The organism is Allobosea sp. UC22_33 (assembly GCF_042700715.1).
In the GTDB taxonomy this organism is placed as follows: Bacteria; Pseudomonadota; Alphaproteobacteria; order Rhizobiales; family Beijerinckiaceae; genus Allobosea.
In genome coordinates, this window is record NZ_CP170556.1 from 4,932,471 (window position 1) to 4,958,473 (window position 26,003).

The following is a 26,003-nucleotide window of genomic DNA, read 5'->3' on the forward strand; positions in this document are numbered from 1 at the left end:
TCGCGGCCGTTCCCAAGGCGCCCGATCCGCAGTAAAGAATGCGCTTTGGAGACCCGATCCGCACCGATGAAGAAAGTCCATATCAAGTCCTTCGGCTGCCAGATGAACGTCTATGACGGGCAGCGCATGGCCGATATCCTGAGCCATCAGGGCTATGAGGAGACGGCCACGCCGGAGGGCGCGGACCTGATCCTGCTCAACACCTGCCATATCCGCGACCGCGCGGTGCAGAAGGTCTATACCGAGCTCGGCAAGCTCCGCGACATCAAGAAGGCGCAAGGCGCGGAAGGCCAGGAGACGAAGATCGTCGTGGCCGGCTGCGTCGCGCAGGCCGAGGGCGGCGAGATCCAGCGCCGCCAGCCCGCCGTCGATCTCGTGGTCGGGCCGCAGGCCTATCACCGCCTGCCGGAGCTTCTGGCCGAGGCTCACAAGCGCCGCGTCGTCGACACCGATCTGCCGGTCGAGGACAAGTTTGGCTTCCTGCCGGCGCCGAAGCGTCAGGCGATCTTGGCGCGCGGCGTCTCGGCCTTCGTCACGGTGCAGGAAGGCTGCGACAAGTTCTGCGCCTTCTGCGTCGTGCCCTATACCCGCGGCGCCGAATTCTCGCGGCCGGTCGCGCAGATCATGATCGAGGTCGAGCGCCTGGCCGAAGCCGGCGTGCGCGACGTCACGCTGATCGGCCAGAACGTCAACGCCTATCACGGCGAGGGGCCGGACGGCGCCGTCTGGAGCCTGGCGCGCCTGATGCACCGTGTCGCGGAGGTGCCGGGCATCGCCCGCATCCGTTATACGACCAGCCACCCCCGCGATATGGACGACGATCTCATCGCCGCCCATCGTGACCTGCCGCAGGTCATGCCCTTCCTGCATCTGCCGGTGCAAGCTGGCTCGGACCGCATCCTCGCGGCGATGAACCGCAAGCATACCGGCGACGAATACCGCCGCCTGATCGATCGCATCCGGAGCGCCCGGCCCGATATCGCGCTCTCCTCGGATTTCATCGTCGGCTTCCCCGGCGAGACCGATGCCGATTTCGAGGACACGATCCGCCTCGTCGACGAGATCGGCTTCGCCTCCAGCTATTCCTTCAACTATTCGCCGCGCCCGGGCACGCCGGCAGCCGATCTCGACGCGCAGATCCCTCGCGAGCTGATGAACGAGCGGCTCTATCGTTTGCAGGATCGCATCGAGCATCACCGGCAGGCCTTCAACCGGGCCATGGTCGGGCGGACGGTGGATGTCCTGCTCGAAAGGGCTGGACGCTATCCCGGACAGCTTGCCGGCAAGTCGCCCTATCTGCAGGCTGTGCAGATCGAGAGCGACGCGAATCAGATCGGCGACATCGTGCGGGTGGTGATCGAGAAGACGAGCACGAATTCCCTGTTCGGCCGGCTGGCGGAGCCGGGCGAGACCGATGGAAAGGGCTTGGCCGCTTGAGCGCGACCGGCTTCATTCCCATTTGCCAGGGACGGGCGCCGGCCTGTCATCAGGCTGATATCGTTGCGTCCGGTTATGCTGCGAGACGACCCGGCCGGGTGCTCCTGCCCGGCTGGAACAGGCGCCGGGGACAGGCCAACCGCCACCCCGGCCTGAAGCGAGGCGACGCATTTGGCACAGGCTGATTCGACGCAAAGACCCGACCGGAACCCGCGGCGCGACCTCGCGCCCACCCGCCCCGAGGGCGGTGTGCGCGAAAGCGCGGGCCGCGAAGGCTTGGCGGCGACGGAGGTCGTGCTCTCCTTCGACGACAACCGGCTCGCCAGCCTGGTTTTCGGTCAGTACGACCAGAACCTCGCCCATCTCGAGCGCCGGCTCGGCGTCGTGGTCAGCCCCAATGGCAATCACGTCACCGTGAAGGGCGCCCGCGAGACGGCCGAGCAGGCCGGGCGCGTGCTGAAGACGCTCTATGCCCGTGCCAAGGCCGGCGCGCCGGTCACGCTCGGCGAGGTCGATGGCGCGATCGAGGAAAGCAACGTGCAGCGCTCGCTGTTCCCGACCGCCGATGCCGGCAAGACCTCCTTCGATGCGGTGGTGACGCGCAAGCGCGGGCCGGTCAGGGCGCGCAATGCCGCGCAGGACGCCTATCTGCGCCAGCTCAAGCGCCATGAGCTCGTGCTCGCCGAAGGTCCGGCCGGCACCGGCAAGACCTGGCTCGCGGTCGGCCATGCCGTCTCGCTGATCGAGCAGGGCGTGGTCGAGCGCATGATCCTGTCGCGCCCGGCGGTGGAAGCCGGCGAGCGCCTCGGCTTCCTGCCCGGCGACATGCGCGAGAAGGTCGATCCCTATCTGCGCCCGATCTACGACGCGCTGAACGACTTCATGGAGGCGCGCCATGTCGAACGCGGCCTGCAGACCGGCATGATCGAGATCGCGCCGCTCGCCTTCATGCGCGGGCGCACCCTGACCAATGCCGTGGTGCTGCTCGACGAGGCCCAGAACACCACCTCGATGCAGATGAAGATGTTCCTCACCCGCCTGGGCGAGGGCTCGCGCATGATCATCACCGGCGACCCCTCGCAGATCGACCTGCCGCCGGGCCAGCGTTCCGGCCTGAATGAGGCGGTGAAGCTGCTTAAGGATGTCGAGGGCGTCGGCTATGCCCGCTTCGAGGAAGGCGATGTCGTCAGGCATGATCTGGTGCGACGCATCGTCATGGCCTATGAGAGCGCGGCGCGCCATGAGCGCGCGGAACGGGAAGAGCGCTTGCGCAATCCCGATGCGCCCCCGGATCTCAACCGGGAAGGCGACAGCGAAGGGCTGAAGCGGATGTTGGCGCGGGAGCGGCCGCGATGAACGATCGACCTCGCGGGCGGCGCTTGGCGCCGCCACCCGAGAAGACGTCTCCGGAGATCAATCTCGACGTCAGGGCGCAGTCCCGCCGCTGGCATGAGCTCGGCAAGCTGCCGGGCCTGCGAGCCTTGTTGAACGAGGCGCTGGAAGCGGGGATCGCAGTAGCCCCGCGCAAGCCCATGCCCGGCGCCGAGCTCAGCCTGCTGCTGACCGACGACAAGCGCATCCGCATCGTCAACCGCGACTGGCGCGGCTTCGACAAGGCGACGAACGTGCTCTCCTTCCCGGCCGCCCCGCCGGAGCGCATCGCGCAAAGCCCGCTGCTCGGCGACATCGTCATCGCCTACGAGACGGTGCTGCGCGAGGCGGAGGCCGAATCCAAGAGCGTGACGGACCATCTCCGCCATCTCGCCATCCACGGCCTGCTTCATCTCCTCGGCGAGGACCATGAGACCGAGGCCGAGGCGCGCCGCATGGAAGCGCTTGAAATCGACGCCCTCGCCCGTCTCGGCGTGGCCGATCCTTACGCCGGTGCCGAACTCGTCACGGCGCCCGTTCCTTCTTCCGCATAAGTCCCCACGATCATGAGCGACGACAGTCGACAATCCCAGCCCGAAACCGCCGGCCGTGGCCTCGGCCATTGGCTCGGCCAATTCCTCGACCGGCTCGGCCTGCGTGGCGGCGGCACAGCCCGCGAGGAAATCGTCGAGGCCCTGGCCGAGGAGAACGGCGAACTCGCCGATCTCTCCGTCCAGGAACGCGCGATGCTCACCAATGTGCTGAGCCTGCGCGAGCGCCGCGTCGGCGATGTCATGATCCCGCGTGCCGATATCGTGGCCGTCCCGGCCGAGGCGACGCTGGACGAGTTGCTCGCGCATTTCCGGACCGCCGGCCATTCGCGCCTGCCGGTCTTCGACGACACGCTCGATGATCCCCGCGGCATGGTCCATATCCGCGACTTCCTCGAATACATCGCCGAGAAGGCGCGGCCCGGAGAGAACGGGCCGCCGGAGGAGAACGGCAAGCTCGCGATTCCGCATACGCTGTCCGCCGTGGAGCTTTCGACGCGCCTGTCCGAGACCAAGCTGCTGCGGCCGGTCCTCTATGTTCCGCCCTCGATGCCGGCGGTCGACCTGCTCGTCCGCATGCAGTCGACCCGCACCCATATCGCGCTGGTCATCGACGAATATGGCGGGACCGACGGCCTCGTCTCGATCGAGGACCTGATCGAGATCGTCGTCGGCGATATCGAGGACGAGCACGATCTCGAGGAGACGCCGATCGTCCCGGCCGGCGAGAACCGCTTTACCGCCGATGCCCGCGCGACGCTGGCCGAGCTCAAGGCGGCGACCGGCGTCGATCTCTCCGGCAACGAGGTCGCCGACGATATCGATACGCTCGGCGGCCTGATCGTCACGCTCGCAGGGCGCGTTCCGGCTCTTGGAGAAACGGTGAGAGGCCCGGACGGGCTCAGCTTCGAGATCCTCGATTCCGATCAGCGCCGCGTGAAGCGCCTGACCATCCATTGCCATAGCGAGCCTGCCACCGAAGAGCCGGCGATGGAGCCGGGCTGATGGGGCTGGCGGGGGCAGCCGAGGCCGTCATCCTGGGGTGGGGTTGGCGGAAGCGCCTGATCGCGCTTGCAGCCGGCGCGAGCGGCGCGCTCGCCTTGCCGCCTCTCGATCTCTGGCCTGTTATCGTCGTGCCGATGACCATCGCGGTCTGGCTGATCGACGGGGCCGTGGGGACCAGTGCCTGGCGCCGGTTCCGGGCCGCTTTCGCGGTCGGCTGGTGGTGGGGTTTCGGCTTCTTCCTCGCCGGATTGTGGTGGCTGGGTGCCGCCTTCCTCGTCGAGGCCGACAAGTTCGCCTGGGCGATGCCGCTGGGTGTCGTCGCGCTCCCGGCCTTCCTCGCCGTCTTTCCTGCCAGCGCTTTCGGCCTGGCGCGGCTCGCTTGGCCCAAGGGCGCCGGACGCATCCTCGTGCTCGCCGCGATGCTGGCCCTCAGCGAATGGCTGCGCGGCCATGTCCTGACCGGTTTCCCCTGGAACCTCTACGGCATGATGCTGGCGGGCGAGATCCATCTCGCACAGGTGGCCTCGCTCACGGGGCTTTACGGCCTGACCCTGTTCGCGGTGGCGATCGGTGCGGCTCCGGCCGTGCTCGGAACGGCGCGGACGCCGGCGGGACGCAACGTGCCGCCGCTCCTGGCGCTGGCGGCGTTGGCCGGCCTCTTCGCTTTCGGCTTCTGGCGTCTGCCGGCCGCTTCCTCGCCGCTCGTGGCGGGAGTGAAGCTTCGGCTGATGCAGCCCAACCTGCCGCAGGATGCCAAGTTCAACGGCCGCAATGGCGAGGCGATCCTCAACAATTACCTGGCTCTGAGCGACCGGGCGACCAGCCCGACCACACCCGGCCTCCAGGGCATCACGCATCTGATCTGGCCGGAATCGGCCTTTCCCTTCCTTCTCGGCCGCACGCCCGGCGCCTTGTCGCGCATCGGAGCGGTGCTCCCGCCCGACGTGACGCTGATCACCGGCGCCGCGCGGGCCGGCGAGATGCTGCCGGGCGAAAGCCGGCCGCCGATCTACAACGCGATCCAGGTGGTCAATGACGAGGGCGTCATCCTCGCCAGCTACGACAAGGTCCATCTCGTGCCCTTCGGCGAATATCTGCCGCCCTTTCTGGACACGTTGATCCGCGGCGTCGGCCTGTCGCAGTTCGTCTCGATTCCCGGCGGCTTCGCGGCCGGCAGCACCCGCACGCCGCTCGCGATCAAGGGACTGCCGACGGCGGCGCCGCTGATCTGCTACGAGGCGGTGTTCCCCGGCGAGGTTGCCGCGCGCGGCCCGCGTGCGGGCTTCTTCCTGAACCTGACCAATGACGGCTGGTTCGGCCAGACCAGCGGCCCCTACCAGCATTTCGCGCAGGCGCGCCTGCGCAGCATCGAGGAAGGCCTGCCGCTGGTGCGCGTCGCCAATACCGGGATTTCCGCGGTGGTCGATGCCTATGGCCGGACCATCGCGAGCTTGCCCCTCGGCGTCGAGGGCGTGCTGGATTCGGGCCTGCCCCGCGCCGGCCCCATTACCCTCTACGCAAGGGTGGGAGACGTCGTCTTCGCAGGGCTTCTGCTTATTTTTCTGGCATTTTCCCGCTTGCGGGCGCGGGAATGATCCCAATTGGAACTTTTTCGCGCTGAAGGGTGGATTAGCAGCGACGCCTATAATAAAGGGACGATTACCGCGCCGACCAGGATGGCGGCTCCTGGTCATGACACTGATGCCTAAGCAGGGTGAATCATGATCAAGAAGGTCCCGAATCCGATCGACAAGCATGTCGGTAGCCGCGTTCGTATGCGTCGGATGCTCGCGGGCGTCAGCCAGGAGAAGCTCGGTGAAGCACTCGGACTGACCTTCCAGCAGGTGCAGAAATACGAGAAGGGCTCCAACCGCATCAGCGCGAGCCGCCTGCAGCAGATCGCCAAGATGCTGGATGTGCCGGTGGCCTTCTTCTTCGATGGCGCGCCGACCGGCGACATGCCGGAGCCCGGCTTCGCCGATTCCGCCGCGACGACCTATATTTCCGAGTTCCTCGCCACCAGCGAAGGCGTGCAGCTAACCAAGGCCTTCACGCGGATCAAGAGCGGCCGGGTTCGCCGGAGGATCATCGATCTGGTGGAGGCCCTGGCGGAGGAAGACGCCGGAACAGCGTGATATCGCCTCCATTTCGTTCGATGTGACGAACGATCTTCCCGACTGAGCGGATTTTAGCGCTTGACGGCGAACGCGTCCGCTGCAATGACGGGCCGTTCATTGGCTGGCGCGGCTGTGCCGGCCTTTTCCATGTGCCGATTCAGGGAATCCCCGACCGTGTCACGCCAGAATTACCTGTTCACCAGCGAGTCCGTCTCGGAGGGGCACCCCGACAAGGTCTGCGACCGCATCTCCGACGAGATCGTCGATCTGTTCTTCAAGGAAGCCGCCAAGGCGGGCATGGATGCGAGCAAGGTCCGCGTCGCCTGCGAGACGCTGGCGACGACCAATCGCGTCGTCATCGCCGGCGAGGTCCGCACCTCGCTCGACGAGAAGGCGATGAAGAGCAAGGTCAAGTCGGCCGCGCGCAAGGCGATCAAGGCGATCGGCTACGAGCAGGATGGATTCCACTGGAAGAAGTGCAAGATCGACGTGCTGCTGCATCCGCAATCCGCGGATATTGCCGTGGGCGTCGATGAGGCCGGCAACAAGGATGTCGGCGCCGGCGACCAGGGCATCATGTTCGGCTATGCCAGCCGCGAGACGCCCGAGCTGCTGCCCGCCCCGATCTACTATGCCCACAAGATCCTCGAGACCCTGACGCTCGCCCGCAAGAAGGGCGAGGGCGACGCCGCCAAGCTCGGCCCGGATGCCAAGAGCCAGGTCACCGTCAAATACGAGAACGGCAAGCCGGTCGGCGTCACCCAGATCGTGCTCTCCACCCAGCATCTCGACGAGACGCTGACCTCGGCCGATGTCCGCAAGATCGTCGAGCCCTATATCCGCCAGGCGCTGCCGGATGGCTGGATCTCCAAGGACACGGTCTGGCACATCAACCCGACCGGCAAGTTCGTGATCGGCGGCCCTGACGGCGATGCCGGCCTCACCGGCCGCAAGATCATCGTCGACACCTACGGTGGTGCTGCCCCGCATGGCGGCGGCGCCTTCTCGGGCAAGGACCCGACCAAGGTCGACCGTTCGGCGGCTTACGCGGCGCGCTATCTCGCCAAGAACGTCGTCGCGGCCAAGCTCGCCGACCGCGCCACGATCCAGCTTTCCTACGCCATCGGCGTCGCCAAGCCGCTGTCGATCTATGTCGACCTGCACGGCACGGGCAAGGTCGACGAGGCCAAGCTCGAGGAGGTCCTCGGCAAGCTGGTCGACCTCTCGCCGAACGGCATTCGCAACCATCTCGGCCTCAACAAGCCGATCTACGCCAAGACCTCGGCTTACGGCCATTTCGGCCGCAAGCCCGGCCGCGACGGCTCCTTCTCCTGGGAGAAGACCGATCTCGTCGACGCGCTGAAGAAGGCCGTCGCCTGAGATAGCGCTTTCGCTTGAATTGACGAGGCCGGAGCCGATCGCTCCGGCCTTTTCATTTTGCTACAGGCATTCTATCCGCGCCGTCATCCCGGATAGGCGCGGCTGAAGCCGCTTGTCCGGGATGACCTCGGTTTCTGCGAGACGATCTCGAATGACCCACCCCTCCGATCATGACGACCGCGCGTTCTACGGCCGCCGCAAGGGCAAGGCCCTGCGCGATGGCCAGAGCCATCTGATGGAGCATACGCTGCCGCGCCTGCGCCTGCCGGAAGGCGAGATCGCCGACCTCAAGGCGCTGTTCCCGCAACCCGTCGAGGCGGTCCGGCTCGAGATCGGCTTCGGCGGCGGCGAGCATCTCCTGATGCGCATGCGCGAGAGCCCGCAGATCGGCTTCATCGGCGTCGAGCCCTTCATCAACGGCATGGCCAAGTTCCTGGCGGTGGCCGAGCGCGAGGGGCTGACCAATATCCGGGTCTGGGACGATGATGCCGCGCTGCTGCTGCCGCGCTTTCCGGCCGGCAGCCTCGATGCGATCGACCTGCTCTATCCCGATCCCTGGCCGAAGCGCCGCCAGCGCAAGCGCCGCTTCGTCTCCGAGCATACGCTGGGCCTGTTCGCCCGAGCACTTCGCCCGGGCGGCCGCTTCCGCTTCGCCAGCGATATCGACGATTACATCGGCTGGACGCTGTCGCGCCTGATGGCCTCGCCCGATTTCGACTGGACCGACGAGCGGCCGGGCGACTGGCGCACGCCCTATCCCGGCTGGATCCGCACCCGCTACGAGGCGAAGGCGGTTCGCGAGGGGCGCATCTCCAGCTATCTCACGGCTTTGCGTCGCGCATCCTGAGGAAGCCAAGCACGCGCTGGGCGGTGCCTTGCGCAAGGTTCCGGAAGCTTTCGCGGGCACGGTCGATCGCGGCCTGCGACTTGCCGAAATCCTTGCGCAGCGAGATCAGCGCAGCCGTCGTTTCCCACGACCAGCCGAGCGCGCGCGCGACCAGCAGAACCGCCTCGCGGTCGCTGCCGAGGATGATCTGCTCGCTCGCCGGCAGGCCGAGCTGCGCCAGCACGGCGACGCCGCAGATCGCATGTTCGGTCGCGCCGTCGCGGGCATAGGTGCGGACCTTGGCCTCGTCGAGCAGGCCGGTCTCGTTGAGTTCGCGGATTTCGACCAGGGCCGCGCTGATGGCGCCGAGCTCGCCCGGCATCTGGCCTCCGGCGGCGATGGCATCCGCCCCGCGCTCGACCGCGCTGTCGACATCGCCCGCCAGCGTGGGTTCGAGGCTTTCGCTCAAGCGCCGCCGCGCGGAGTTCTTCGCCGCGGTCATCAACTGGTCGACCAGCTCGGCCGGAATGTCGCGCCGCAGGCCCAGCGTGGCCTGGAGCGCATCGTCCTGCGCCGCCCGCATCACCAGCACGCCCATGCCGTGGCGGGAGAAGCGCGCCGTCTGGTTGGCCGCGACCGCATGGGTGACGACGCGGCCGCCGCGCAGGATCAGGAAATCGGTGACGGGTTCGCCGAGTTCGGGCCGCTCGGTGATCGCCAGCATATGGTCGCGTCCCTTGGCGGCGGAAACCGCGACGAGATCCTGGTCGTTCAGGCGCGGCGACTGCACCAGCACGGCGCGCGCCACGGCGATCTCGTCGAGGGCGAGCTGGCGGACCACGCCGCTCGGCGCGTTCGGCACCGGCGCGATCCGCTCCGACAATTCGACGCGGGCGCGCAGTTCGATCGCGCGCGACAGCCGCCCGATGACCACGTCGAAGACGCCGACCTGCTCTTCGTCCATATGCACGGCGGTGGCCAGGAACAGGTCCGTCAGCCGCGACAGGATGTCGGCGCGCTCGTCATTCGAGCCGCGCAGCATCGTGGATTCGAGATCTCGCAACAGCGAGCCGACCGCACTCATACCAAGTCCTCAACCGATATCCCGTTGCGTCATCTGACACGCGAAGGATGACCATCGGGTTAGCGCCGCCGCAAGCGAGCTTGCATATCGGGGCGATGCGGACTAAATAGCGGGCAACAGCTCTGGTATCGGTTAACGCCGATGATCAAGAGCGGGCCCACCGGCCCGCTCTTTTTTATTGGCCGCTACCCGCCGGAGGCAGACGGAACGGTCTCAGGCCATGAGTGAACCCACCCACGAGCCGATAACGGCAGCCGATCAGGAACCCCGCCTCGTCGTCGAGAGCGGCGTGGCCTTGCGTGTTGCCGCGATCATCGAGCCGGCGATCGTCGATCTCGGCTACCGGCTGGTGCGCGTGCGCATCAGCGCCCAGAACGGCTGCACCCTGCAGATCATGGCTGAGCGACCGGACGGCACGATGAATGTCGAGGGTTGCGAGGAGATCAGCCAGGCGGTGTCGCCGGCGCTCGATGTCGACGACCCCATCCAGGCGGCCTATCACCTCGAGGTATCGTCGCCGGGCATCGACCGGCCGCTGGTGCGCGCCAGCGATTTCGAGCGCTGGGCCGGCCATCTCGCCAAGATCGACACGAGCGAGATCGTCGCAGGCCGCAAGCGCTTCCGCGGCATCCTGCGCGGTGTCGCCGGGCAGGATGCGCTGCTGTCGCGCGACGACGCCAAGAGCGAGGAAGAGCGCGACGTCGCGATTCCGATGCGTGCGATCGCCGAGGCCCGCCTCGTTCTGACCGACGCGCTCGTCACCGAGTCGCTGCGCCGCGGCAAGTCCGGCCTGCCGCCGGAGATGCCGGCCGCCGAAGAAATCGCCAGCCCGAAAAAGGGCCGAGGAAAATCGCTGGGGCCGCGGCCGAAGAAGGCCGACACGCAGGCCCCGCACGAAAACGATAACGAAGAGGAGTGAGCGTCATGGTCGTCAGCGCCAACCGGCTCGAACTGCTGCAGATCGCCGACGCGGTCGCCCGTGAGAAGTCGATCGACCGCCAGATCGTCGTCGACGCCATGCAGGACGCCATCGCCAAGGCCGCCCGCTCGCGCTACGGCGCCGAGACCGACGTCCATGCCGAGATCAACACCAAGACCGGCGAACTGCGCCTCGCCCGCCATCTCCAGGTCGTCGATCAGGTCGAGAACCCGGCGATCGAGATCACGGTCGACGAGGCCAAGCGCCATAACCCGGCCGCCCAGGCCGGCGACGTCATCGCCGATCCGCTGCCGCCCTTCGATTTCGGCCGTATCGCCGCCCAGTCGGCCAAGCAGGTCATCGTCCAGAAGGTGCGCGAGGCCGAGCGCGACCGCCAGTACGACGAGTACAAGGATCGCATCGGCGAGATCGTCAACGGCGCCGTCAAGCGCGTCGAATACGGCAATGTCTTCGTCGATCTCGGCCGTGGCGAAGCCATCATCCGCCGCGACGAGATGATCCCGCGCGAGACCTTCAAGGTCGGCGACCGCGCGCGCGCCTATGTCTACGACGTGCGCCGCGAGCCGCGTGGCCCGCAGATCTTCCTGTCGCGCACCCATCCGCAGTTCATGGCCAAGCTCTTCGGCCAGGAAGTGCCTGAGATCTATGACGGGATCGTTGAGGTGAAGGCTGTCGCCCGCGATCCGGGCTCGCGCGCCAAGATTGCCGTGATCTCGCGTGATTCCTCGATCGACCCGGTCGGCGCCTGCGTCGGCATGCGCGGCTCGCGCGTGCAGGCGGTCGTCGGCGAGCTCCAGGGCGAGAAGATCGACATCATCCCGTGGTCGCCGGATGTGGCGACCTTCGTCGTCAACGCCCTGCAGCCGGCTGAGGTCGCCAAGGTCGTGCTCGACGAGGAAGCCGACAAGATCGAGGTCGTGGTTCCCGACGAGCAGCTCTCGCTCGCCATTGGCCGCCGTGGCCAGAACGTCCGCCTCGCCTCGCAGCTCACCGGCTGGGACATCGACATCCTGACCGAAGCCGAGGAGTCGGAGCGCCGCCAGAAGGAATTCGTGCAGCGCACCGACCTGTTCATGAACGCGCTGAACGTCGACGAGACGGTCGGCCAGCTCCTGGCTTCGGAAGGCTTCCGCAATGTCGAGGAGCTCGCCTATGTCGAGCTCTCCGAGCTCGCCTCGATCGAGGGCTTCGACGAGGACACCGCCGGCGAGATCCAGAGCCGCGCGCAGGAGCATCTTGCCGCCGTCGAGGCGGAGTTGGACGAGAAGCGCCGCGCGCTCGGCGTCGAGGACGCCTTGCGCGAGGTCGATGGCGTCACCACTTCCATGATGGTCGCGCTCGGCGAGAACGATGTGAAGAGCGTCGAGGACCTCGCGGGCTGCGCCACGGACGATCTCGTCGGCTGGACCGAGCGCAAGGACGGCGAGTCCACCCGTCACTCCGGCTATCTCGACGGGTTCGACCTGTCGCGCCAGGACGCGGAAGCGATCATCATGGCCGCCCGCATCCATGCGGGCTGGGTCGAGGCGCCGGCCGAGGAGCCCGAGGCGGAAGCCGATGAGGCGGCCGAGGCCTGAGCGGGATCGTCGCGATGAAGGCGGCAGAGAAGGAGGGGCCGGAGCGGAGCTGCGTCGTGACGCGGACCGTGAAGGCGCCTGACGATCTGATCCGCTTCGTCGCTGGACCCGACGGCACATTGGTGCCGGATTTGCGGCGCAAGCTCCCCGGACGTGGCGTCTGGGCGAGCCTCAGCCGCAAGACCGTCACCGAGGCGATCAAGCGGAAGGCCTTCGAGCGCTCGCTCAAGGCGAAGGTCGCGGTTCCCGCCGACCTTCCGGAGATGATCGATACGCTGATGCTGCGCGATGCGGTCCAGGCCGTATCGATGGCCAACAAGGCGGGGCTCGTGATCGCGGGCTTCGCCAAGGTCGAGGCCCTGATCGGTTCCGGCCGCTGTGTCGGCGTCATCGCCGCCAGCGACGGGGCCGAGGACGGCAAGCGCAAGATCGGCCAGGCCATCCGGCGGGCCGGGGCGGCGCGCGAAGCCGAAGGGCTCAAGCCGCGCGAGCTGCCCGTCGTCGCTATTTTCACGGCGGCGGATTTGGAATTGGCGTTAGGGCGGGCACATGTGATACATGCCGCGCTTGCTCCGGGTCCGGCGGCCGAGGGTGTCCTCTCCCGCTGGCGTCGGCTCGTCCGGTACCGGACGGACGATACGGCCGCATCAGACCAGAACGACACCGAAGACACGACCGAACCGGCAGGACCGAACGCGGAATGACCGATACCAAGACCCCGGGCGACAAGACACTCACCGTCAACCCGCCCAAGACCCTGTCGCTGAAGCGGCCTGTCGAACAGAGCACTGTTCGACAGAGCTTCTCGCATGGGCGTACGAAGCAGGTCGTCGTCGAGGTGAAACGCCGCGCCGCCGGGCATGAGGTCAAGGAGCCTGTCGCGCCGCGTGCGCCCCAGGCCCCGGCTCCGCAGGCGCCCGCGCCCCGCCCGGCCGCCCCGCCGCCGCCCCAGCGTCCGGCCAGCAGCATGCTGCTGCGCACCCTCTCCGACGAGGAGAAGGACGCCCGTCAGCGCGCCCTGTCGGAAGCCCGCAGCAGCGAGGCCGAAGCCCGCCGCATCGCCGAGGACGAGGCGCGCCAGCGCAATGCCGCCATCGAGCGCGAGCGCCAGGAGCGGGAAGCCGCCGCCGCCCGTCAGCGGCAGGAAGAAGAGCGCCGCCGTCAGGAAGACGACCAGAAGCGCCGCGTCGAAGTCGCCGCGCGCCAGCGCGACGACCAGCCGGCCCGTCCGGCCGCCCCGCCGCCGCAGGCTCGCGAAGCTGCGCCTGATCCTCAGGCTCCGGCGCCGCAGCCCACCCAGTATTACGGCCGCCAGGCCCCGTCCGGCCCGCGCGAGTTCACCTCGCGTCCGCCGATGCGTGACACCGGCGCCCGCCCGCCGCGGCTCGACAGCCGTCCGCCGCGCTCCGATGCGCCGCGCACGCCCCGTATCGACACCACGGCCCCGGCCGAGCCCGCGATCGCCCGTCCGGCGCGTCAGGCTCCGTCGGCCAACACCACGCGCAATCGCTCGGATGATGTCGACGTCAAGGCCGCCTTCCGTCGCCCTGGCCTGAGCGCCGGCGCCGGCCGTGGCCCGGCTCCGGCCGCGCCCAAGACGCCGAAGGTCGCCAACGACAAGCCCCGCGGCCGCCTGACGCTGTCGACCGCGACCGGGAGCGAGGACGAGCGGACACGCTCGGTCGCCTCGTTCCGCCGACGCGTGCAGCGCATGACCGGCCATCGTGCGTCGGATGCCCAGAAAGAGCGCGTGATGCGCGAGGTGATCATCCCCGAGACGATCACCATCCAGGAACTCGCGAACCGCATGACGGAGCGCGGCGTCGACGTCATCCGCCTGCTGATGAAGCAGGGCGCGATGCACAAGATCACCGACGTGATCGATGCCGACACCGCCCAGCTCATCGCCGAGGAAATGGGCCACACCGTCAAGCGCGTCGCCGAATCCGACGTCGAGGAAGGCCTGTTCGACACGCCGGACACCGACGAGACCCTGGAGTCGCGGCCGGCCGTCGTGACCATCATGGGCCATGTCGACCACGGCAAGACCTCGCTGCTCGACGCGATCCGCAAGACCAAGGTCGTCACCGGCGAGGCCGGCGGCATCACCCAGCATATCGGCGCCTATCAGGTGACGACCCCGCTGGGCAGCCAGGTGACCTTCATCGACACGCCCGGCCACGCCGCCTTCACGGCGATGCGCGCCCGCGGCGCCAAGGTGACGGACGTCGTCGTGCTGGTCGTGGCGGCCGATGACGGCGTCATGCCGCAGACGGCCGAGGCGATCCATCACGCCAAGGCGGCCGGCGTGCCGCTGATCGTGGCGATCAACAAGGTCGACAAGTCCGACGCCAACCCGGATCGCGTCCGCGCCGAACTGCTGCAATACGAGATCCAGGTCGAGACGCTGGGTGGCGAGACCCTCGAAGTCGAGGTTTCCGCCAAGACCGGCCACAACCTCGACAAGCTGCTGGAAGCGATCGCGCTGCAGGCGGAAGTTCTCGATCTCAAGGCCAACCCCGTTCGTCCGGCCGAAGGCACGGTCATCGAGGCCAAGCTCGACCGCGGCCGTGGCCCGGTCGCGACCGTGCTGGTCCAGCGCGGCACGCTGCGCACCGGCGACATCGTCGTGGCTGGCGCCGAATGGGGCCGCGTCCGCGCCCTGATCGCCGATACCGGCGCGCAGGTGAAGGAAGCCCCGCCCTCCATGCCGGTCGAGGTTCTCGGCTTCAACGGCACGCCCGAGGCCGGTGATCGCGTCGCGGTCGTCGAGTCCGAGGCCCGTGCCCGCGAGATCACCGATTACCGCGAGCGTCAGCGTCGCGACCGCCTTGCCGCCCGCGGCGCGGCTTCGGGCGCTGGCCGCTCGCTCGCCGAGATGATGCGCGAGCTCAAGGAAGGCGCCGGCCGCAAGGAGTTCCCGCTTGTCGTCAAGGGCGACGTGCAGGGCTCCGTCGAGGCCATCGTCGGCGCGCTCGAGAAAGTCGGCAACGACGAGGTGCGCGCCCGCGTGCTCTCGTCGGGCGTCGGCGCCATCACGGAATCGGATGTCACGCTCGCCCAGGCTTCGGGCGCGGTGGTCGTCGGCTTCAACGTGCGCGCCCACAAGGAAGCGCGCGAGGCGGCCGATCGTGCCGGTGTCGAGATCCGCTACTACAACATCATCTATAACCTCATGGATGATGTGAAGGCTGCGATGTCGGGCCTGCTGGCGCCAACGCTCCGCGAAACCATGCTCGGCAACGCGTCGATCCTCGAGATCTTCAACGTCTCGAAGGTCGGCAAGATCGCCGGCTGCCGCGTCACCGACGGCACCATCGAGCGCGGCGCCAATGTCCGCCTGATCCGCGACAACGTCGTGGTTCACGAGGGCAAGCTTTCGCAGCTGAAGCGCTTCAAGGACGACGCCAAGGAAGTCGTGGCTGGCCAGGAATGCGGCATGTCCTTCGAGAACTACCAGGACATGCGCGCCGGCGACGTGATCGAGTGCTATCGCGTCGAAGAGATCAAGCGCACCCTCTGAGGACTGCGCTCCTGAAACAGCGCGTCATGGCCGGGCTCTCGCCCGGCCATCTCGTGACGAGAAGAGCGCGTCCAGCGCCTTATCTTCCTGAGACGGCGGGCCAGGCCCCGCCGTGACGTTTGATCCGGTCCGATCCCGGAGAAACGAGAACCATGGCAAAACCTGCAAAAACCTCCGGTAATTCCCAGCGGCAATTGCGCATCGGCGAACTGATCCGCCATGCGCTCGCGGAGATTCTGGCGCGCGGTGACATTCACGACGACGTGTTGGCAAAACACGTCGTCACCGTGCCGGAGGTGCGCCTCTCTACGGACCTCAAGCTCGCTACCGCCTACATCATGCCGCTCGGCGGGCAGGATGTGAAGCCCGTGCTCAAGGCGCTCGAAGCCAACAAGCGCTATCTGCGCGGCGAGATCGCCCATCGCGTGAACCTGAAATACGCGCCGGATATCCGCTTCCGGGCCGATGAGAGCTTCGCCGAGGCCGAGCGCATCGATGCGCTGCTCGATACCGATGCCGTGCGCCGCGATACGCTGGTCCAGCGCCTCAGGATCGACCAGGACCACGAAGACCAAATTCCCGAAGAAGACCGCCGTGACGATGACCGCTGAGAACGCCCCCGAAACCGCCCGGGATCAGGATGCCGCCCCGGTACAGCGCCCGAAGAAGCGCGACGTCCATGGCTGGGTCATCCTCGACAAGCCGATCGGCATGACCTCGACCCATGCGGTCAGCGTCGTGAAGCGCGCTTTCGGCGCCAAGAAGGCCGGCCATGCCGGCACGCTCGATCCGCTGGCCTCCGGCCTGCTGCCGATCGCCCTGGGCGAGGCGACCAAGACCGTTCCCTTCGTCATGGACGGCCGCAAGGCCTATCAGTTCACGGTGGCCTGGGGCACGCAGACCAATACGGACGATACCGAGGGCAGCGTCATCGCGACCTCGGAGAAGCGCCCGGACGAGGCGTCGATCCTGGCCCTGCTGCCGCGTTTCACCGGCACGATCCTGCAGACGCCGCCCAAGTTCTCGGCGATCAAGATCGCCGGGGAGCGCGCCTATGATCTCGCCCGCGACGGCGAGGATGTCGAGCTGGAGGCGCGGCCTGTCGAGATCGACGCGCTCCGCATCGTCAGCCATGACGGCGCCACCACGACCTTCGAGGCCGAGTGCGGCAAGGGCACCTATGTCCGCGCCATCGCCCGCGATCTCGGCCTGGCGCTCGGCTGCCTCGGCCATGTCGCGCATCTGCGCCGCACCCGCGTCGGCCCGTTTCTGATCGCTGATGCCGCCAGCGTCGAGACCCTGCGCGAAAGCCCGGAGAGCGCGCTCACGGCCCTCCAGCCGGTCAAGGCGGCGCTGACGCTGATCCCGGAGATCGTGCTGCATCGCGACGCCGCCGCCCGCCTCAAGCGCGGCCAGACCGCCCTGCTGCGCGGCGCTGGGGCCCCGATCGAGCTGGAGGCCGCCTACGCGACTTGCGGGGGCACGCTGGTCTCGACGGGCTCGGTCCAGAACGGCGAGTTCGTCCCCCATCGCGTTTTCAATCTCTGAGGGCGGATGGGCGAAAGCCGCAGGAAGCAACGGTTCGGGGGCCTCCCTCAGGATGGCAAGCTCCTGTTCTGGCGCATCGGCTGCGTTTTCGGGATCGTCGCCGTTATCCTCGCGACGGTCTGCTATTTCACCTACAGCCATAACCAGAAGCTCCTGGCGCACGCCGATCGCGCCGCCGGAACGGTGGTCGAGCTACGGCATGGCGGTGGAGACTCGACCTATCGTCCGGTCGTGAGCTTCCGCACGGCGCAGGGGCAGTCCGTCACCTTCGTGACCTCATGGGGCACCAGCCCATCGGCCTATCGCAAAGGCGACCGGGTGACCGTCCTCTATGACGCGACGACGCCGGACAAGGCCGAAATCGAGGGCTTCCTGTCCCAATGGCTGGGAACCTTGATCCTTGCCGGCCTGACCACGGTCTTCGGGCTGCTCTCGGCGGCCCTGATGATCGTGGCCAAGCGTGGCTAAGCGCTCACGCCGCCCGCTTCAGCCCGTCCCGTGCCCAGATCGCGCCGAGTGCCGCCACCAGCGCGCCGATATCGGCGTCGGAATGGAAGGGCGAGGGCGTGATCCGCAGGCGCTCCGTGCCGCGCGGCACGGTCGGGTAATTGATCGGCTGGACATAGATGTCGAAGCGATCCAGCAATTCGTCGCTGATCGCCTTGCAGGCCTGGGCATCGCCGACCATCACCGGCACGATATGGCTGGGATTGGCGAGATGCGGGATGCCGGCGGCGTCGAGCTTGGCCCGCAACGCCGCGACGCGGTCCTGCTGGCGCTCGCGCTCCACCGAGTTTTCCTTGAGATGCCGGATCGCGGCGATCGCACCGGCCGCCACGGCCGGCGGCAGCGAGCTGGAGAAGATGAAGCCGGAGGCGAAGCTGCGGATGAAGTCGCAGAGCGCCGCCGAGCCGGTAATGTAGCCGCCGATCACGCCATAGGATTTCGCCAGCGTGCCCTGGATCAGGGTGAGGCGGTCGGTCAGCCCCTCGCGCTCCGAGATGCCGCCGCCGCGCGCGCCGTAGAGCCCGACGGCATGGACCTCGTCGATATAGGTCATCGCGCCGAATTCCTCGGCGATGTCGCAGAATTCGCGGACCGGCGCGATGTCGCCATCCATCGAATAGACCGACTCGAAGGCGATCAGCTTCGGCCGGGCGGGATCGAGCGCCGCGAGCTTGCGGCGCAGGTCGGCGGGATCGTTATGGGCGAAGATATGCTTCTCGGCGCGCGAATGCCGGATGCCCTCGATCATCGAGGCATGGTTCAGCCCGTCGGTCAGGACGATGCAGCCGGGAATCCGCGCCGCCAGCGTCGAGAGCGAGGCCCAGTTCGAGACATAGCCGGAATTGAAGATCAGCGCCGCTTCCTTGCCGTGCAGGTCGGCGAGCTCGCGCTCCAGCAGGACATGGTAATGGTTGGTGCCGCCGATATTGCGCGTGCCGCCGGCGCCGGCGCCGCTGCCGTCGAGCGCCTGATGCATCGCGGCGAGCACCTTGGGATGCTGGCCCATGCCGAGATAGTCGTTCGAACACCAGACGGTGACGTCGCGCGTGCCGCGCTCGCCGTGATAGGTCGCGATCGGGAAGCGGCCGGCCTGGCGCTCCAGATCGGCGAAGACGCGATAGCGGCCTTCGCGGCGCAATCCGTCGAGTTCCCGGCGGAAGAAATTCTCGAAATCCATGGCCAGCCTCCTGCGGCGCGCCTCTCCTAGGCCTTTCGGGCCGTCTGCGGAATGGCGCGCGGTGTCGCGGCTGGAATCGTTCTACTGTGAGTGCCCGGCCAGTTCCAGAATCGTTTCGATGAGGACGCGGATGGCGATGCCGGCATCGGCTTCGGTCATGTTCTCCAGCGGCGAGTGGCTGATGCCCTTCTCGTTGCGCACGAAGAGCATGGCCACGGGCGCGACCTGCGCGATCGCCATGGCGTCGTGCCCGGCGCCGGAGGGCAGGCGCCGGCCGGCGAGATTGCTGCCGGTCCGGGCGATGCCGGCGGCGAAGGCATCCTGCAGCTTCGGCGCCATCGGCACGGCCGCGGCCCTGGCATAGGGGATGATCTCCAGCCCGACACCGCGCCGCTGCGCGATCTCGGCGAAACGCTTGCGGATCTCCGTATCCATCGAGGCGAGCGTCGCGTCTTGCGGGGCGCGGAAATCGATGGTGAACTCGGCGGCGCCCGGAACGACATTGGTTGCGCCGGGCTCGGGGCGCAGCACGCCGACCGTGCCGACGGCGAGCTCATGCGCGCCCGCGATCTGCTCCAGCGCCAGCGCCATCTCGGCCGCCGCGGTCAGCGCATCCTTGCGCAGCGCCATCGGCACGGTGCCGGCATGTCCGGCCTCGCCGGTGACGCGCACCTGCGCCCGGCTCTGGGCGTTGATGGCGGTGACGATGCCGACCGCTTCGTTCTCCGCCTCCAGCACCGGCCCCTGCTCGATATGGACTTCGAGATAGGCCTGGATCGAGCCGGGCTTGCGCGCCAGCGCCGCGATCCCCGCCGGATTCCCGCCGAAGGCGACGAGGGCTTCGCCGAGCTTCACGCCCTCGCTGTCGCGCGCCTCCAGCCAGGCCGGGTCATAGGCGCCGGCCAGCGCCTCGGAGGTCGAGAGATGCGTGGGAAAGCGCACGTTCTCCTCGTCGCCGAAGCCGATCACCTCGAGCGGGAAGGGCAGGCTGATCCCGGCATCGCGCAGGGCCTGCGCGGCCAGGATGCCGGCGACGACGCCGAGATTGCCGTCGAAGCGCCCGCCATCCTTCACGGTGTCGATATGCGAGCCGATCAGCACCGCCGGGGCCCCCGGTACGGTGCCTTCACGCCGTCCCTGCACGGAGCCTGCGGCATCGATGAAGGCGGCGAGCCCCGCGACCTCCATCGCGCCCTTGACCCATTCTGCCGCCTGCTTGTGTGCGGGCGAAAGATAAAGCCGCGTCAGCTTGCCGGGCTCGTCGCTGAAGCGATTGAGGCCGGCCAACGCGGCGAAGGCGCGGGCACCGAGGACGACGGCGGAGGGGAGCATCTGCGTCATGCCGCCAAGCTAGAGCAGGGTTTCGAAAACTGCGACCGGCAATTTCGCCAAGCAGCTTCTCCGGGGCGGCATTGCTGGCAGCCTCCAGCCCTCATCTTTTGATGGAAGCATGCCGTCATTCCGGGGCTTCGCGAAGCGAAGAGCCCGGAACCCAGAACCGACACCGTTTCCGTAAATGGCGCAGATGAGCGATCGCTCAAATTCCTGCTGGCATCGGCTCCGGATTCCGGGCTCAGGCCTGCGGCCTGCCCCGTAATGACGGTGAGGCTCTGGACCCGGCGTCTCAGTAGGTCGCGCGGCCGCCCGACAGGTCGAACACGCCGGCCGTGGTGAAGCTGTTCTCGGCCGAGGCCAGGAAGGCGACCATTGCGGCGACTTCGTCGGGCAGCAGGAAGCGCCCGCGCGGGATCTTCGCCAGCATGTAGCCGATATGCTCCTCGCTCATCTGGTCGAAGATGCGTGTGCGCGCCGCCGCAGGCGTGATGCAGTTTACCGCGATGTCCTTGTCGGCGAGCTCCTTGCCGAGCGACTTCGTCAGCGCGATCACCGCCGCCTTCGAGGCGGAATAGGCGGAGGCGTTGGGGTTGCCCTCCTTGCCGGCGATCGAGGCGACCAGGACGATGCGGCCGTAATTGCGCTTGACCATGCCGGGGATCACCGAGCGGCAGCAATGCAGCGTGCCGTCGACATTGAGCTTCATGACGCGGGCCCAGTCCTCCAGCGGATATTCCCAGGTCTTGTGGTTGGGCCCGGCGATGCCGGCGCTGGTGACGAGGATGTCGATGCTGCCATGCTGGGCTTCCAGCGCATCGCTCGCCTTCTGGACGGCGGCGGCATCGGTCACGTCGACGCCGACGCCGATCGCGCCATGGCCGATCTCGCCGGCGGCCTTGGCGGCGAGGACCGCGTCGACATCCCAGATCGCGACGGTCGCGCCACTCTGGGCAAAGCGCTCGGCGACGGCCCGGCCGATGCCCTGCGCTCCGCCCGTCACGATGGCGACGCGCTTCTTTAAATCGATTTGGTTCATGCCCAGCCCTCCCGGATTTTGTGAGGGTCACCCTAGCCGGGCGGATTGGCAGCGGCCAGAGGGCATCGCGGCTTCCCAGGAATGCGCAGACCCGCCATGCAAATCGTTAAGGACGATGACAAAAAATTGCGGAGAGGAGGGCCTTGTTCCTGTGTCGGATCGAGGCGGTTCCGGCAGGGGCTGTGTCGCGGCGGAACGGGCCGGAGGAGGGGTGCCGCAGGCGCCGCCGGTTTTCGTTCCGGTTCGGTACAAGGCCTTGTTGCTGCAAGAGGATTGCCATTAACGCGGCTTCGCGGATCGCGGGAAGAAGCCGTTCACCTTTCAGCCGGCTTTGCCTTGACCCAGTCTCCCGAACGGCCAAGACAATCACGGTATTCGCAATGGGCCGCCGTGCCCCTGACCGAGAGCACCGTGCCCGCAACCGCCTCCATCACGATCGCCAGCGAAGCCGGAGGCCGCAAGCGGCCGGGCTATGCCAAGCGTGATATCGGCGGCATCGGCATCGCCGTGATGGAACGCGAGACGGCGATTGCCGAGGTCACCGATGCGGTGCTGACGGGCGGCCATATGAAGCTCGCCTTCTGCAATGCCAATCTGGTGAACGTCGCCGCGGGCGACCCCGCCTTGCAGCGCAGCCTCTCGACCTTCCTCGTGCTGGCCGACGGCATCGGCGTCGATCTCGGCAGCTGGATGCTCTACGGCAAGGCCTTCCCGGCCAATCTCAACGGCACGGATTTCTTCCCTGCGCTCTTCGCGCAAGCCGGACGGTCCATGCACGTCGCCTTGCTCGGCGGCCGGCCCGGTGTCGCGGACCGGGCGGTCGCGAATCTGGCGAAGCGCTATCCGGGGCATCATTTCAGCGTCGTCTCGCACGGCTATTTCACCGCCGACGAGGAGATCGTGCTCCTCGGCAAGCTGAAGATCCAGCGCCCGGACCTGCTGCTGGTGGCGATGGGCAATCCGCTGCAGGAGCGCTTCATCGCCGACAAGCTCGGGCCGCAGCATTGCTCGGTTGCCGCCGGCGTCGGGGCATTGTTCGACTTCTTCGCCGACGAGGTGCCGCGTGCGCCCGAGCTGGTTCGCCAGATCAGACTCGAATGGATGTACCGGCTCTGGCTCGAACCGCGCCGGCTCTGGCGCCGCTACGTGCTCGGAAATCCCGCTTTCCTTATGCGCATGGCCCGGCAATATGCCGTGGGCGGCCGACGGAGCGGGTGAGTCCAATCAATTGAACGAAACCTTTGCCCTGGCGACGCCAAGCTACAGGGGCGATATCGAGCGTTGCCGGCTGCTCTGCGCCAGCATCGATCGCTTCGTCAGCGGCCATGCCGTCCACTATCTCCTGGTCGAGGATCGCGACGTCCCGCTCTTTCGCGAGCTCGAAGGGCCGCGCCGGCGCATCCTGCCCGAATCGCAATTGCTGCCGGGCTGGCTGCGCTCGCGGCCCGACCCGCTTTCCCTTGGCAGGCGCCGCCTCTGGACCGGAGTGCAGGCGCTGACGCGCGGCATCCCGCCGCTGCGCGGCTGGCATGCCCAGCAGCTCCGGAAATTCGCCGTCGCCAGGGCCGGCACCGAGGACGTGATCCTCTTCGCCGATTCCGACATGCTGTTCGTGCGGCCCTTCGACCTGACCAGCCTGTCGGATGAGGGCGCGATCCGGCTCTACCGCAAGCCCGACGCGATCACCGCCGACATGGCGCGCCACATCCCTTGGTGCACGCATGCCTCCGCTTTGCTCGGGCTCGATGCGCCGGCCTTTCCGAGCCCCGACTACATCAACAATCTGGTGAGCTGGCGCCGTGACCATGTGCTGGCCCTGCTCGACCATGTCGAGAGTGTCAGCGGGCGCGACTGGGTCTCCGCGATCGCGCGCGAGCGGCAGTTCTCGGAATACATGATCTACGGCTATTTCGTCGAACGCGTGCTCGGGCTCGAGGCCTCCAGCCATTGGCCGGACGCGCGGGAGCTCTGCAAGGTCTACTGGTTCAGCGAGGATGTCGCCGGCATGGATCAGCTCGCCTCCTTCGAGGAGGTGCTGGAGCCCTGGCAGGTCGCCATCGGCATCCAGTCCTTCATCGGCCAGCCGCTCGACCGCATCCGCGCCCTGTTCGATCAGCAGGCCTCAGCGTAGCGGCTCGCGTCGCGCCTGCGCCAGCAGCGAATAGGTGAAGCCCGCCGAGGCGAGATAGACCACGCCGAAGACGAGATTCATGCCCGCAGCCCAGCTTCCGGCCTCCGGGAAGCGCGTCATCACCAGCGAGATCAGCCCGGCCTTGATCGCGGTCAGCAGGCAGAGCAGCGCGATGCGCGAGCCCGTGCGCTCGCGGGCATAGAGCAGCTCGGCGTGGTACTCGACGAGATTGCGGAAGGCCGGGACCAGCAGCATCGGCGCGAACAGATAGGCCGCTTCCGAGACATTGCGCCCGAGCAGGTTCGGGAACGGCTTGAGCGCGATGATCACGGCGACGAGCCCGGCGATCGAGACCAGCGCGATCCCGGCCTCGTAAGCCGCGAGCCGCCTGAAGCCCCCGACGCCGCGCTCCTTCATGATCTTCTGGACGAGCATCTGGTTGAAGCTGCGCACCGGCATGGCGGTCAGGTCGATCACCCGCAGCGCGATCGCGTAGAGCCCGGCGGTACGCTCCCCGGCCAGACCCAGCACCAAGAGCTTGTCGAGCTCGGACTGGACGTAGAACACGATATCGGCCGCGCCTGCGAAAACCGCATCGGCCATGCGGCGCGGATAGAGGCTGCGCACGAAGCGCCAGCGCGCCGCCGGCAGGAAGGCGACAAGCGCGATCAGGGCGCTCGCCATCGTCGCCCCGCAATAGGCGAAGGCCCAGATCTCGAGGCTGGCCTGTCCGAAAGCGGCGAAGAGTAGCGCCGCGACCGTGCGCAGGCCCGAGCCGATGATCACGAGGAGCGCCGCCTGCCGGAAGCGCCTCAAGCCGTTATTGACGATGGCGACGACCTCGACGAGCCGCCAGCCCAGCACCTCCGCGAGGATGATCACCGCGAAGGGCAGGAGCGCGAGGCGTTCCGCGAAGAGCAGCAGATAGGCCGCGCCGCCCGCCGCGACGATCAGCGGCAGCGATAGCACGGAGAGGCCGGCGAAACCGGAGAGATAGGCGCCGAGCAGGCGCGGCTTGACGGTCGCGACCCGGTAGAGCGGCGAGATGAATCCGAAGGCGAGCAGCCGCGACAGGATGAGCCCGGTCGAGGACGCCGTCGCGAACAGACCGAATTCGCCGAGGGTCAACGTATTCGCAACGATGAGGAAGTAGACAAGGGAGATCACGAGCCGGCCGGCAGAGCCGCTCAGGATGGTGAGGTAGGCGAAGATGGTGGTGCGATCCGGCAGCATGACCCGTTTCCGCGGCGGCTGGCCCGGCGCGTGCCTTGAGCTTTCCAGCGTGACGAATCCCTCTTAGCCCAGAGGCGTTGAACGACCCTAAACGACACGGAAGCGTCCCGATTGATCGAACAGCAACCTGAAACGGACCGGAATGAGGCGTCACCGACGCGCCGCGGCGTGCTGCGCGGCGCTTCCGCTTGCCTGATGGCCGGTACCATGGGCGGAACCAGTTCGGCCCTTGCGATCAACAGGCCGATCCCCTTCGGCTCCGCGGCGGAGATCGGCGCCTTCCGCAACGATCCGCGCTATCGCGACGCGCTGAAGCGCTATTGCGACGTCATCGTGCCGATGAACGACCTGAAATGGGAGGCGCTGCGGCACGACCAGCCGCGCTTCGACTTCTCCGGAGCGGACGAACTCGTGGCCTTCGCCCAGGCGAACAAGAAGGCGCTGCGCGGCCACACCCTGCTCTGGGGCGAGGCGCTGCCCAACTGGGCGCGGGAGATGGCGACGCGGGCCGAGGCCGAGGGCGAGCTCGTCAACCACATCGAGGTCGTCGTCGACCGCTACAAGGGCAAGATCGCGACCTGGGACGTGGTCAACGAGGTTATCAAATACGATCCCCTGGAAGGTGGGCCCTGGCGCGACACCATCTGGCAGCGCCTGCTCGGGCCGGAACATGTCGATATCGCCTTCCGCACGGCGGCGCGGGTCGACCCGAAGGCCCGGCTCGTGCTCAACGATTTTCATTTCGAGGAGCCGGTTCCCGGTGCCGCCGCCCGCCGCAAGGTCGCGCTCGATATCTGCCGGCGCCTGAAGGACAAGGGCATCCCGGTGCATGGCGTCGGCATGCAGGCCCATCTCTATGCCGACAAGGGCATCGACGTGGACGGGGTGCAGGGCTTCATGCGCCAGCTCGACGAGCTCGGCCTCGATGTCGAGATCACCGAGCTGGATGTCATCGATTGGAAGCTGCCGGCCGATCCCGCCAAGCGCGACAAGACTGCCGCCGCCCTGGTCTCGACCTTCCTCGACGCCGTCGTCTCGGCCAAGCGGCCGAAATCCATCATCACCTGGGGGCTGACCGACCGTTATTCCTGGGTCCATGAAACTTTTCCGCGCAAGGACAGCGCCCGTGCCCGGCCTCTGCCGCTTGATGCCGATTATCGGCCCAAGCCGATGATGGCCGTGCTCGAGCGCTACAGGCGCGGTACGGCGTGATGTGGGACAGTGA

Annotated in this window: 23 protein-coding genes; 18 read left to right on the forward strand and 5 right to left on the reverse strand. The window is 67.6% G+C overall.

Annotation, left to right across the window (positions count from 1 at the left end; all coding sequences use genetic code 11):
- Positions 1-66 precede the first annotated feature (66 nt).
- The 8 genes from miaB (at position 67) to ACFJGT_RS23895 (ending at position 8,708) form a co-directional block, all read left to right on the forward strand.
- Positions 67-1,437, forward strand: coding sequence for a tRNA (N6-isopentenyl adenosine(37)-C2)-methylthiotransferase MiaB (gene miaB / locus ACFJGT_RS23860; protein ID WP_377843429.1), 1,371 nt, complete (start codon positions 67-69; stop codon positions 1,435-1,437).
- Between the two features lie 249 nt (positions 1,438-1,686).
- A complete protein-coding gene (locus ACFJGT_RS23865) occupies positions 1,687-2,793 on the forward strand; it encodes a PhoH family protein (RefSeq protein ID WP_377849056.1) in 1,107 nt (368 codons plus the stop codon).
- On the forward strand, positions 2,790-3,362 hold the full coding sequence (gene ybeY, locus ACFJGT_RS23870) for an rRNA maturation RNase YbeY (RefSeq protein ID WP_377843433.1): 573 nt from the start codon (positions 2,790-2,792) through the stop codon (positions 3,360-3,362). The genes ACFJGT_RS23865 and ybeY overlap by 4 nt, the downstream gene beginning before the upstream one ends.
- A gap of 12 nt (positions 3,363-3,374) precedes the next feature.
- Complete coding sequence (locus ACFJGT_RS23875; RefSeq protein WP_377843435.1) at positions 3,375-4,364, forward strand: hemolysin family protein; 990 nt, start codon at positions 3,375-3,377, stop codon at positions 4,362-4,364.
- Positions 4,364-5,959, forward strand: a complete 1,596-nt coding sequence (lnt, locus tag ACFJGT_RS23880; RefSeq protein WP_377843438.1) for an apolipoprotein N-acyltransferase — start codon at positions 4,364-4,366, stop codon at positions 5,957-5,959. Before ACFJGT_RS23875 ends, lnt begins: the two co-directional genes overlap by 1 nt.
- A 126-nt stretch (positions 5,960-6,085) precedes the next feature.
- A complete protein-coding gene (locus ACFJGT_RS23885; protein WP_377843440.1) occupies positions 6,086-6,499 on the forward strand; it encodes a helix-turn-helix domain-containing protein in 414 nt (137 codons plus the stop codon).
- Between the two features lie 156 nt (positions 6,500-6,655).
- Complete coding sequence (gene metK / locus ACFJGT_RS23890; RefSeq protein WP_377843443.1) at positions 6,656-7,861, forward strand: methionine adenosyltransferase; 1,206 nt, start codon at positions 6,656-6,658, stop codon at positions 7,859-7,861.
- A 151-nt stretch (positions 7,862-8,012) separates the two neighbouring features.
- Positions 8,013-8,708, forward strand: a complete 696-nt coding sequence (locus tag ACFJGT_RS23895) for a tRNA (guanine(46)-N(7))-methyltransferase TrmB (RefSeq protein ID WP_377843445.1) — start codon at positions 8,013-8,015, stop codon at positions 8,706-8,708.
- On the opposite strand, the gene ACFJGT_RS23900 is transcribed toward ACFJGT_RS23895, so the two are convergent.
- The gene (locus ACFJGT_RS23900) at positions 8,683-9,771 is read right to left on the reverse strand and encodes a DUF2336 domain-containing protein (protein WP_377843446.1); all 1,089 of its coding nucleotides are present in this window, start codon (positions 9,769-9,771) and stop codon (positions 8,683-8,685) included. The two genes, ACFJGT_RS23895 and ACFJGT_RS23900, sit on opposite strands and share 26 nt — an antisense overlap.
- A gap of 220 nt (positions 9,772-9,991) precedes the next feature.
- On the opposite strand from ACFJGT_RS23900, the gene rimP reads away from it, so the two are divergent.
- The 7 genes from rimP to ACFJGT_RS23935 all read left to right on the forward strand — a co-directional run bounded on the left by rimP (position 9,992) and on the right by ACFJGT_RS23935 (position 17,827).
- Entirely contained in the window at positions 9,992-10,690 is a 699-nt protein-coding gene (rimP, locus tag ACFJGT_RS23905; RefSeq protein WP_377843448.1) for a ribosome maturation factor RimP, read from the forward strand.
- 5 nt (positions 10,691-10,695) lie between these two features.
- Positions 10,696-12,288 carry a transcription termination factor NusA gene (gene nusA, locus ACFJGT_RS23910; RefSeq protein ID WP_377843451.1) on the forward strand — a complete coding sequence of 531 codons (1,593 nt, stop codon included), beginning with the start codon at positions 10,696-10,698 and terminating at the stop codon, positions 12,286-12,288.
- Positions 12,289-12,302: 14 nt separating this feature from the next.
- A complete protein-coding gene (locus tag ACFJGT_RS23915) occupies positions 12,303-12,992 on the forward strand; it encodes an RNA-binding protein (protein WP_377843454.1) in 690 nt (229 codons plus the stop codon).
- Entirely contained in the window at positions 12,989-15,811 is a 2,823-nt protein-coding gene (infB, locus tag ACFJGT_RS23920) for a translation initiation factor IF-2 (protein ID WP_377843456.1), read from the forward strand. Before ACFJGT_RS23915 ends, infB begins: the two co-directional genes overlap by 4 nt.
- A gap of 152 nt (positions 15,812-15,963) precedes the next feature.
- A complete protein-coding gene (gene rbfA, locus ACFJGT_RS23925) occupies positions 15,964-16,422 on the forward strand; it encodes a 30S ribosome-binding factor RbfA (protein ID WP_377843459.1) in 459 nt (152 codons plus the stop codon).
- Positions 16,412-17,359, forward strand: coding sequence for a tRNA pseudouridine(55) synthase TruB (gene truB / locus ACFJGT_RS23930; RefSeq protein ID WP_377849057.1), 948 nt, complete (start codon positions 16,412-16,414; stop codon positions 17,357-17,359). The genes rbfA and truB overlap by 11 nt, the downstream gene beginning before the upstream one ends.
- Positions 17,360-17,365: 6 nt before the next feature.
- On the forward strand, positions 17,366-17,827 hold the full coding sequence (locus ACFJGT_RS23935) for a DUF3592 domain-containing protein (protein ID WP_377843462.1): 462 nt from the start codon (positions 17,366-17,368) through the stop codon (positions 17,825-17,827).
- A gap of 4 nt (positions 17,828-17,831) precedes the next feature.
- On the opposite strand, the gene hemA is transcribed toward ACFJGT_RS23935, so the two are convergent.
- The 3 genes from hemA to ACFJGT_RS23950 form a co-directional block, all read right to left on the reverse strand.
- A complete protein-coding gene (hemA, locus tag ACFJGT_RS23940) occupies positions 17,832-19,043 on the reverse strand; it encodes a 5-aminolevulinate synthase (protein ID WP_377843465.1) in 1,212 nt (403 codons plus the stop codon).
- A gap of 81 nt (positions 19,044-19,124) precedes the next feature.
- Positions 19,125-20,384: an allantoate amidohydrolase gene (locus tag ACFJGT_RS23945; RefSeq protein ID WP_377843469.1), complete on the reverse strand. Its 1,260-nt coding sequence runs from the start codon at positions 20,382-20,384 to the stop codon at positions 19,125-19,127.
- A gap of 283 nt (positions 20,385-20,667) precedes the next feature.
- Positions 20,668-21,414 carry an SDR family NAD(P)-dependent oxidoreductase gene (locus ACFJGT_RS23950; protein WP_377843472.1) on the reverse strand — a complete coding sequence of 249 codons (747 nt, stop codon included), beginning with the start codon at positions 21,412-21,414 and terminating at the stop codon, positions 20,668-20,670.
- Positions 21,415-21,825: 411 nt separating this feature from the next.
- Between ACFJGT_RS23950 and ACFJGT_RS23955 the strand changes: the two genes are divergently transcribed.
- Together ACFJGT_RS23955 and ACFJGT_RS23960 are read left to right on the forward strand one after the other, a co-directional pair.
- Positions 21,826-22,632 (forward strand): WecB/TagA/CpsF family glycosyltransferase, encoded by an 807-nt coding sequence (locus ACFJGT_RS23955; RefSeq protein WP_377843475.1) that lies wholly within the window; start codon positions 21,826-21,828, stop codon positions 22,630-22,632.
- Positions 22,633-22,642: 10 nt separating this feature from the next.
- Complete coding sequence (locus tag ACFJGT_RS23960) at positions 22,643-23,545, forward strand: DUF6492 family protein (protein WP_377843478.1); 903 nt, start codon at positions 22,643-22,645, stop codon at positions 23,543-23,545.
- Here the strand turns inward: ACFJGT_RS23960 and ACFJGT_RS23965 are convergent.
- Positions 23,537-24,778 carry a lipopolysaccharide biosynthesis protein gene (locus tag ACFJGT_RS23965; protein WP_377843481.1) on the reverse strand — a complete coding sequence of 414 codons (1,242 nt, stop codon included), beginning with the start codon at positions 24,776-24,778 and terminating at the stop codon, positions 23,537-23,539. The two genes, ACFJGT_RS23960 and ACFJGT_RS23965, sit on opposite strands and share 9 nt — an antisense overlap.
- 207 nt (positions 24,779-24,985) lie before the next feature.
- On the opposite strand from ACFJGT_RS23965, the gene ACFJGT_RS23970 reads away from it, so the two are divergent.
- On the forward strand, positions 24,986-25,990 hold the full coding sequence (locus ACFJGT_RS23970) for an endo-1,4-beta-xylanase (RefSeq protein WP_377843483.1): 1,005 nt from the start codon (positions 24,986-24,988) through the stop codon (positions 25,988-25,990).
- Positions 25,991-26,003: the final 13 nt, after the last annotated feature.

What these genes read in the sequence shown, in the direction of transcription:
- miaB (WP_377843429.1), top strand. Translation starts at nt 67, where the DNA reads ATGAAGAAAGTCCATATCAAGTCCTTCGGCTGCCAGATGAACGTCTAT.
- ybeY (WP_377843433.1), top strand. Translation starts at nt 2,790, where the DNA reads ATGAACGATCGACCTCGCGGGCGGCGCTTGGCGCCGCCACCCGAGAAG.
- ACFJGT_RS23875 (WP_377843435.1), top strand. Translation starts at nt 3,375, where the DNA reads ATGAGCGACGACAGTCGACAATCCCAGCCCGAAACCGCCGGCCGTGGC.
- lnt (WP_377843438.1), top strand. Translation starts at nt 4,364, where the DNA reads ATGGGGCTGGCGGGGGCAGCCGAGGCCGTCATCCTGGGGTGGGGTTGG.
- ACFJGT_RS23885 (WP_377843440.1), top strand. Translation starts at nt 6,086, where the DNA reads ATGATCAAGAAGGTCCCGAATCCGATCGACAAGCATGTCGGTAGCCGC.
- ACFJGT_RS23895 (WP_377843445.1), top strand. Translation starts at nt 8,013, where the DNA reads ATGACCCACCCCTCCGATCATGACGACCGCGCGTTCTACGGCCGCCGC.
- ACFJGT_RS23900 (WP_377843446.1), bottom strand. Translation starts at nt 9,771, where the DNA reads ATGAGTGCGGTCGGCTCGCTGTTGCGAGATCTCGAATCCACGATGCTG.
- rimP (WP_377843448.1), top strand. Translation starts at nt 9,992, where the DNA reads ATGAGTGAACCCACCCACGAGCCGATAACGGCAGCCGATCAGGAACCC.
- nusA (WP_377843451.1), top strand. Translation starts at nt 10,696, where the DNA reads ATGGTCGTCAGCGCCAACCGGCTCGAACTGCTGCAGATCGCCGACGCG.
- ACFJGT_RS23915 (WP_377843454.1), top strand. Translation starts at nt 12,303, where the DNA reads ATGAAGGCGGCAGAGAAGGAGGGGCCGGAGCGGAGCTGCGTCGTGACG.
- infB (WP_377843456.1), top strand. Translation starts at nt 12,989, where the DNA reads ATGACCGATACCAAGACCCCGGGCGACAAGACACTCACCGTCAACCCG.
- rbfA (WP_377843459.1), top strand. Translation starts at nt 15,964, where the DNA reads ATGGCAAAACCTGCAAAAACCTCCGGTAATTCCCAGCGGCAATTGCGC.
- truB (WP_377849057.1), top strand. Translation starts at nt 16,412, where the DNA reads ATGACCGCTGAGAACGCCCCCGAAACCGCCCGGGATCAGGATGCCGCC.
- ACFJGT_RS23935 (WP_377843462.1), top strand. Translation starts at nt 17,366, where the DNA reads ATGGGCGAAAGCCGCAGGAAGCAACGGTTCGGGGGCCTCCCTCAGGAT.
- hemA (WP_377843465.1), bottom strand. Translation starts at nt 19,043, where the DNA reads ATGGATTTCGAGAATTTCTTCCGCCGGGAACTCGACGGATTGCGCCGC.
- ACFJGT_RS23945 (WP_377843469.1), bottom strand. Translation starts at nt 20,384, where the DNA reads ATGACGCAGATGCTCCCCTCCGCCGTCGTCCTCGGTGCCCGCGCCTTC.
- ACFJGT_RS23950 (WP_377843472.1), bottom strand. Translation starts at nt 21,414, where the DNA reads ATGAACCAAATCGATTTAAAGAAGCGCGTCGCCATCGTGACGGGCGGA.
- ACFJGT_RS23965 (WP_377843481.1), bottom strand. Translation starts at nt 24,778, where the DNA reads ATGCTGCCGGATCGCACCACCATCTTCGCCTACCTCACCATCCTGAGC.
- ACFJGT_RS23970 (WP_377843483.1), top strand. Translation starts at nt 24,986, where the DNA reads ATGGGCGGAACCAGTTCGGCCCTTGCGATCAACAGGCCGATCCCCTTC.